At 48.0% G+C, this 6,818-nt stretch carries 8 protein-coding genes and 1 tRNA gene; 4 read left to right on the forward strand and 5 right to left on the reverse strand.

The window, feature by feature from the left end:
- From ACR0P9_RS05640 to ACR0P9_RS05655, 4 genes are all read left to right on the forward strand, one after another.
- On the forward strand, positions 1 to 607 hold a 607-nt coding region (locus tag ACR0P9_RS05640; protein WP_432618132.1), incomplete at its 5' end, for an NAD(P)-dependent oxidoreductase.
- 33 nt (positions 608 to 640) lie between these two features.
- Complete coding sequence (locus tag ACR0P9_RS05645; RefSeq protein ID WP_432618134.1) at positions 641 to 1,675, forward strand: type II glyceraldehyde-3-phosphate dehydrogenase; 1,035 nt, start codon at positions 641 to 643, stop codon at positions 1,673 to 1,675.
- Positions 1,666 to 2,919 carry a phosphoglycerate kinase gene (locus ACR0P9_RS05650; protein WP_432618136.1) on the forward strand — a complete coding sequence of 418 codons (1,254 nt, stop codon included), beginning with the start codon at positions 1,666 to 1,668 and terminating at the stop codon, positions 2,917 to 2,919. The genes ACR0P9_RS05645 and ACR0P9_RS05650 overlap by 10 nt, the downstream gene beginning before the upstream one ends.
- Positions 2,920 to 3,202: 283 nt before the next feature.
- Positions 3,203 to 3,278 (forward strand) — tRNA-Val (locus ACR0P9_RS05655).
- A 237-nt stretch (positions 3,279 to 3,515) separates the two neighbouring features.
- Here ACR0P9_RS05655 and ACR0P9_RS05660 read toward each other — a convergent pair.
- From ACR0P9_RS05660 to ACR0P9_RS05680, 5 genes are read right to left on the reverse strand one after another with little or no spacing between them, the layout of a single operon-like run.
- On the reverse strand, positions 3,516 to 4,304 hold the full coding sequence (locus tag ACR0P9_RS05660) for a hypothetical protein (RefSeq protein WP_432618138.1): 789 nt from the start codon (positions 4,302 to 4,304) through the stop codon (positions 3,516 to 3,518).
- A 2-nt stretch (positions 4,305 to 4,306) separates the two neighbouring features.
- Positions 4,307 to 4,726, reverse strand: a complete 420-nt coding sequence (locus ACR0P9_RS05665; RefSeq protein WP_432618140.1) for a phage holin family protein — start codon at positions 4,724 to 4,726, stop codon at positions 4,307 to 4,309.
- Between the two features lie 17 nt (positions 4,727 to 4,743).
- Positions 4,744 to 4,890, reverse strand: coding sequence for a hypothetical protein (locus ACR0P9_RS05670; RefSeq protein WP_432618142.1), 147 nt, complete (start codon positions 4,888 to 4,890; stop codon positions 4,744 to 4,746).
- 16 nt (positions 4,891 to 4,906) lie between these two features.
- Complete coding sequence (locus ACR0P9_RS05675; protein ID WP_432618144.1) at positions 4,907 to 5,236, reverse strand: hypothetical protein; 330 nt, start codon at positions 5,234 to 5,236, stop codon at positions 4,907 to 4,909.
- A complete protein-coding gene (locus tag ACR0P9_RS05680) occupies positions 5,214 to 6,338 on the reverse strand; it encodes an RNA-directed DNA polymerase (RefSeq protein WP_432618146.1) in 1,125 nt (374 codons plus the stop codon). The genes ACR0P9_RS05675 and ACR0P9_RS05680 overlap by 23 nt, the downstream gene beginning before the upstream one ends.
- Between the last annotated feature and the right edge of the window lie 480 nt (positions 6,339 to 6,818).

The raw sequence follows: 6,818 nt of genomic DNA on the forward strand, positions 1-6,818 counted from the left end.
CACCATTTACGACCGCAGCCTGCGCGCAGACGGCGTTACCGCTAAAATGTCGCAGACACTGGAAGGCACCGTTGCTCTGCTTGGCTTCGGCAACATCGGCTGTGAATTTGCCAAGCTGCTCAGCGTCTTCCCGGTCAAAGTCATTGCTTACGATCCATATCCAAACTATCAGGCAGCTAACGCGTTGGGCGTAGAAATCGTTGATTTAGAAACCGCTGTTCGCACCGCAGACATCATCAGTCTGCATCTGCCAGCAGTCAAGACCATGAAGGATTTCATCTGCAAAGATGTCATTGATTTGATGAAAGACGGTGTATACATCATCAACACCAGTCGCGGCTACGTGGTCAACGAACATGATTTGGCAGACGCCCTGCGTTCCGGTAAGATCGCCGGTGCAGCACTGGATGCCTTCAAGGTAGAGCCGTTTGATCCGGATTCCGAGCTGAAGACGCTGCCGAACGTCGTTCTGACACCGCATTCTGCGGCAGTCTCTACGCAGGCGGTACGCATGGTATTTAATCATTGTGCCGGTGTCATTGCCTCGTATATGCGCGGTGAACAGCCACGCAGCTTACTCAATCCAGAGTACGCAAAGCACAGATAATTAGCATAAAAACTAGTATAAAAAGGAGAATACATGATGAACAAGGTAAAAGTTGGCGTCGTAGGTTACGGTACCATCGGTCAGCGTCTGGCTGACGGCGTGGTACGCATGGGAGATATGGAACTGGTCGGTGTGGCAAACCGCACCCCGAATCTGGGCGTTCGTGCCCTGAAGGAAAAGGGTATGCCGTACGATCTGTATATGTCCGACCCGAAGTATGCCGATGCCTATGCAGAAGCTGGTATTCCGGTATGCGGCACCATGGAAGATCTGTCAGAAAAGTGTGATATTCTGCTCGACGCAACGCCGGCAGGTGTCGGCGCAGAAAACAAGAAGCTGTTTGAGCGCATGGGCAAGCCGTGCATCTTCCAGGGCGGCGAAAAGAACGATGTCGCAGACGTCTTCTTCCACGGTTATGCAAACTACGAAAAGGGTCTGGATAAGCAGTTCTTGAAGCTGACTTCCTGCAACACAACTGGTCTGATTCGTGCCGTTGACTGCCTCGACCGCAACTGCGGCGGCATTGAGCGCGTAGCCATCACGATTATCCGCCGTGTTGCTGACCCGGGCGACTACCATCGCGGACTGACCAATGCACTGAAGATTGACAAGGCTCCTTCTCATCAGGCCGTTGACCTCATGACCATCATGCCGCATGTAGAAGCTACCGGTATTCTGGTTCACACACCGGTTACCCACGGTCATATCATCACCATTACCGCTCAGGGCAAGCAGAAGATCACCAAGGAACAGGCACTCAAGGCATTTGAGACCCATGACCGCATCCGTGTTGTCCGCATTGCAGACGGTTTCCTCGGCAATGCCTCTATGTTCAAGTATGCCCGTGACCTCGGCAACCCGCGCGGCGATATGTACGAAATCGGTCTGTGGGAAGAATCTATCGTAGAATACGGCGATCAGATTATGTTCGCGATTTATATCCCGCAGGAAGCTGTCACCATTCCGGAGACACTGGACGGTGTACGCGCCGCGCTGCACATGCAGGATACCATGGAAGAAGCAACCGCTAAGACGAATGAATATCTGGGGATGGCAAAATGGAAATAAAAATGAACGCCCTGCGCGGGCTTGATATTGCAGGCAAGAAAATTCTGTTCCGTCCGGACATCAATTCTCCGATTGATCCGGCTACGAAAAAGATTGTCAACGAGAACCGGCTGAAAAAGAACGCGGTTACGCTGAAATACATGCTGGAAAACGGCGCTGCTGTCGCTCTGATTGCTCATCAGGGTGACACGCAGGACTATCAGAATCTGATTCCGCTCGAAGAACACGCACAAAAGCTGTCTGCCTTGACCGGTTATCCGGTACATTATATTGATGATGTTTGTGGTCCAGCAGCAATTGAAGCCGTGAAAAACCTGCCGGCAGGTGAGGCAATTATTTTGGGCAACCTGCGGTATCTGGGAGAAGAACTGTCTACATTCTCTAACTTTGTTAAGCTGAAGCCGGAAGAAATGGGAAATGTATGGCATATCCGCAAGCTCTCCCCGCTGTTTGATCTGTATGTCAACGACGCCTTTTCTGCTGCGCATCGTGACGCCCCGTCTATGGTTGGTTTCCCACACTTCTTACCGGCAGCTGCTGGCTTCCAATTCTTTGATGAATATGCCGCTCTGGCATCCGTCAAGGACGGCGCACAGCATCCGTGTATGTTTGTGCTCGGCGGCGCAAAGATTTCCGATGCCTTTGGCATGATGGAATCTGTGCTCAAGAACGGTACAGCAGATAAAATTCTGACCACCGGTGTCACCGGTATCATCATGCATATTGCAAATGGCGTGACATTTGGTGAGCCGCAGATGAAATTCCTGCGCGACCGTGATATGCTGACCTTTGTAGAAGCTGCTAAGAAGTATCTGACAGAGTATCCAGATCGTTTTGAACTGCCGCGTGACCTTGCTTACAATAAGGATGGTGTGCGTGTAGAATGCGCGATTGACAATCTGCCGCAAGACGCGCAGTTCATCGACATTGGTGCACAAACGATTGCTGATTATCAGGCTCTGTTGGCATCCGCAAAGACCATTTTCGCCAATGGCCCTGCCGGCATCTATGAACATGAAGGTTTTGACATCGGCACCCGCGGCATCTGGGGCGGCATTGCCGACAGTGAGGCATATTCCGTCATCGGCGGCGGTGACACGGTATCCAGTGCTACCAAGTTTATCGACCTGAGCAAGATCGGTTATGTCTGCACCGCAGGCGGTGCAATGGTTCGCTTTATGAGCGGCAAAAAGCTCCCGCTGATTGCTGCTATGGAGCAGGCTTACGAGCGACAGAAACTGTAAGCCATATCAATTTTCGTCTATTCTCTATTCTACTCTATTCCACATTCCCGCAGCGTCTCTCACCGGATGCTGCGGGTGAAAATCAAGTAAAACGGCACTTCTCTCCACACCTCATGTACGAAGACACACTTTTTACTCTACTTTCTCAATCTTGCCGTTTTTCTCTTCCCTGTGTTCCTTAACCTGTGGGACACAGGGATTTTTATTTTTTTACTGTTTCTAGAAAATGATGGTTGACAAGTCCGTTCCTACTTGGTATAATAACAACACTGCTCAGCAGTACGGACACTTAGCTCAGTTGGTAGAGCATCCGCTTGACGTGCGGAAGGTCAGCGGTTCGAGACCGTTAGTGTCCACCAAAACAAACACCCTGAAATCTTTGTGGTTTCGGGGTGTTTTTGCGTATTTTGAGAACTTGAATCGAAATTTTGTTTGAAAATCCGTTATTTTTGTACTTCGGCTCTAAGCGTATTTATTCGCTGTATTGGGCGTTGTTTTGAAAAAGATGTGGCAAACATGTGGCATTTTATTTTCCTTGCACACGCATAAAAAAAGAACCCAGAGATAGGAAAAACGCCTGTCTCTGGGTTTTCTCATTACTTCTTGTCCAGCACGCCCATGTTGTTCAGGACAGTCAGTGTGCGGCACAAATCCTCGGATACATTCAATTCTCCGTTACCCGTGCCCTTCAGTGCGCCTGCGTCCATCGCCTTCTTCACGGCGGTCTGATACCATGTCGGGATGTTCTCGAACTTTTTGTAGTATGTCATATCATCGTCCTCCTGTTTTTTGTTGATTGTTGTCGTGCTGTTTGCCGGTTTCTGCGCAACCTTCTTGCTGATGAGATAATAGCTCGGTGCGCGGTCGATGGTCGCCTTGCCGCACCACTCCAGCGGCGTGCGAACAAAACACCGCGATAACACCTTCGACTTCGCATGATATGCAGGCCACGTTTTGTATTTTTTCGTGTTCCAGTAACTATCAATGACCGTCACGCAGTCTGCGCTGTCAATAGCTGCCGCCAGAACAAAATGTCCGCCGTTGGAAAATACTTTATGCTTGCTACCTTGGTTCATGACTGCCACGCCGCCAGCCCTTAGGTGTGCTGCCAGCTTTGCATTGCTTGATGTTGTCGTGTATGTAATCTTCCATTTCTTCGCCGCGGCAGCAAGCAACTTATGCATATCCGTACCGCCCTCGACCCGCGCCTTGCAAGATACCGCGAACGCGCACGCATCTTTTACGGTAATATCCGCGATGCCCAATACCATCAGTGCATTTGCCAATGTCGCAGGGCCGCAGGCGGAATTATAGATACTATTTCCGCCGTATCGTACGTTTTTGTACGCGGTGAGAGTTTGTTCGTGATATTTGTTATAATTCACGTTCATTCACCATCCTTTGTTTTCTTATTTAGCACTTCAATCGCGCTCTCGATTGCCGCCGGAAGCGGAATACCCATTAAGCCGGCGTTTTCTGTAATGCTAATCAGTTCGTTCGCCACGAATCCGATAATAACCGCGTCACGGACATATGTTATGCCTAGCACCAGATCAAGACGATATGCAACCAGCACAAACAGCAATGTCATGCACTTTTTGCACAATCCTTTCCATCCTACGCCACTCTCCAATCCACCTTCGGTTGTTTTGTGACTGTTGCGAAAAACGCCCGCGACAGCCAATCCCGACGCATAGTCAATCGACATAAAAATTACTAGCGTCGCAAGCGCTTGATCCCAGCCGCCGAGCATCGATGCAATTGCGCCGCCGAGCACCCCGGCAGCAGCACAGATAGTCTCTCTCATAGATATTCCTCCTTTGTTCACTTTGTTGCTTCTTCAAATCCACTCTTCGTCAAAATGTCTGCAACCTTTTCCTTCAGCAGGCGCGGGCAACGCTGATACATTGCTTTTGCTTCCTCCATCGTTGTCTGTGACATAATTTCCTGTGCCCATAACATAGCCATCATAGTTACCAACCTTTCTTTACGCATATACAGTCTCTGACATTTCCAGCAGACATTGTGTCAGCATTTTGTTTTCATTTGTCAGATCCGCAATTGTTTCTGCCATCGTTTTTTCTGTCCAGCTTAGGTATCGCTCTGGATTTGCCTTTACATCATCTACATCAATTTTGCCTTTGTCCGTGATGATTTCATTGTAGTCGCATTCCCACACGCGCTGTGTCTCTTCGTTCGCATCGTATTTTCGTTCTGTCCATTCACCATTCAGACAAATAGACACGAACACTGTATCCTCTGTTTCGCAAATTTTCACAGCATTCTGTTCTGTGTCAAAACTCGCTCTTACAGGCATCGCTTATCACCCTCCTTGCCTTTCTCACCGTCTTGTGTATATTGTATTTTTTCGCAAATCGTGCTGAATTTGTGTGCCTAATACATCCAGCATATGAAATGCAGCGTCTCGCACGTTGTACAGGCATTCCGCGTTTTATAGCCCGCTTATACGTTCTGCGTGCGCGTAGAAAGACACGTCTCCGGATGGTCACGCGGTCTCTATAAACTCTGAACCCCATCGTGTCAATAAAGCTCGAATTGTCAATTTTCTTTACCGTCCACGTTGATTTGATTTCAAGCCCTAATTTCTCGCGCGAGTATGCAATGACCGCATTTACACATTTGTGCATCTGTTTCGCATTACATCCAAGTAGCAGGATGTCATCCATGTAAAATAGCACATGTTTTACGTAATTTATGCGTTTCCCTCGGCGAATATAGTACATATTCTCGCTGATCTCGTGATACAATTGCGACAAATACAAATTGCACAGATATTGACTCAAAAAGCTGCCGATCGAAAGTCCCGTTTCAAATGTTTTTATCAATTCGCGCACGAGCCACCTTACATCATCATTCGCAACATATTTATCTATCATCGCAATAATTTTATCTTGCGGGATGCTTGGAAAACATTTTTTAACATCTAATTGCGCAACATATTTGATCTGTTTATCTTTTAACCATCGCTGCACGTGACGCATCCCCCACACGGGACCGCGCCCTGGGATGCTTGCACACTGATATTCGCCAATCCGACGCATCAAATCTTGCATTGCATACACCGCAACATAGTCGTACAATTGCTGACTTACATCTTGTATGCCAATTTTCCGAATCTTCCGGCTAGATGCATCAATCTTTTCTTTATACCAAATCGGCGTGAGACTCAGTCTTCGTGCCTCAATCTCGTTTTTCATGTGTTGTGCAGCAATTAAAACTAGATCATTTTTACCACCTCCCTCAATCAATAATTTGACTTCCTTTTCGTCCCTGCCCGTGATGCGCATGAAATATCGTAGCGTATCGTGTCGATTCCATTTCGTTTTCAGGCAATCCTCTGCGCAAATCGTCAAAAAATGAATATTTGTTAAATCTACGTTTTTACAATATCGTTTCATAAGGCCAATCACCTCGATTGTTTGCCAATGCAGGGCGTTCAACAATTACTAACCCCGCCCTTCGTGGGCAATTTTCGGCTGCTGCCGTGGAGCAAATCTGTTTGCTACAGCTTGCGCTGCGAAAAATGGAGCAATAGATAGATTTTATGTTTCGCAAACAATTGGCGGACAAGTAGTTCCAGTTCGCCCTGTCAGGCCTGTTCCTGCAATTCAGGTAGGAAGAGCCAGCGTTAGAGCCGTTCCTGAGGTTACCGCTGCTCCATTAGTCCCGTCAGGGGATTCTCCCCTCTGTCGCTATGCGACATTCACCCCTTTTTTAAGGTATCAATCGGCGGACAAGTTGGTCCTATGTCAAGATTTAGTACAAGTTAAAATGAGAAAAAATTCCCCATTTTAACCCACCAATAGATCAGCCTCATTGTGTGTCCTTTCATACACTCGTTCGAATTCGTTTGGTGACATATAGTTGCAATGGCTATG

Origin of the sequence: Butyricicoccus sp., from assembly GCF_050872565.1 — a bacterium.
Classification (GTDB): domain Bacteria; phylum Bacillota; class Clostridia; order Oscillospirales; family Butyricicoccaceae; genus Butyricicoccus_A.

Excerpts from the sequence above, each read along its gene's own strand:
- ACR0P9_RS05650 (WP_432618136.1), top strand. The coding sequence starts at position 1,666 with ATGGAAATAAAAATGAACGCCCTGCGCGGGCTTGATATTGCAGGCAAG.
- ACR0P9_RS05675 (WP_432618144.1), bottom strand. The coding sequence starts at position 5,236 with ATGCCTGTAAGAGCGAGTTTTGACACAGAACAGAATGCTGTGAAAATT.
- ACR0P9_RS05680 (WP_432618146.1), bottom strand. The coding sequence starts at position 6,338 with ATGAAACGATATTGTAAAAACGTAGATTTAACAAATATTCATTTTTTG.
- ACR0P9_RS05645 (WP_432618134.1), top strand. The coding sequence starts at position 641 with ATGATGAACAAGGTAAAAGTTGGCGTCGTAGGTTACGGTACCATCGGT.
- ACR0P9_RS05665 (WP_432618140.1), bottom strand. The coding sequence starts at position 4,726 with ATGAGAGAGACTATCTGTGCTGCTGCCGGGGTGCTCGGCGGCGCAATT.
- ACR0P9_RS05670 (WP_432618142.1), bottom strand. The coding sequence starts at position 4,890 with ATGATGGCTATGTTATGGGCACAGGAAATTATGTCACAGACAACGATG.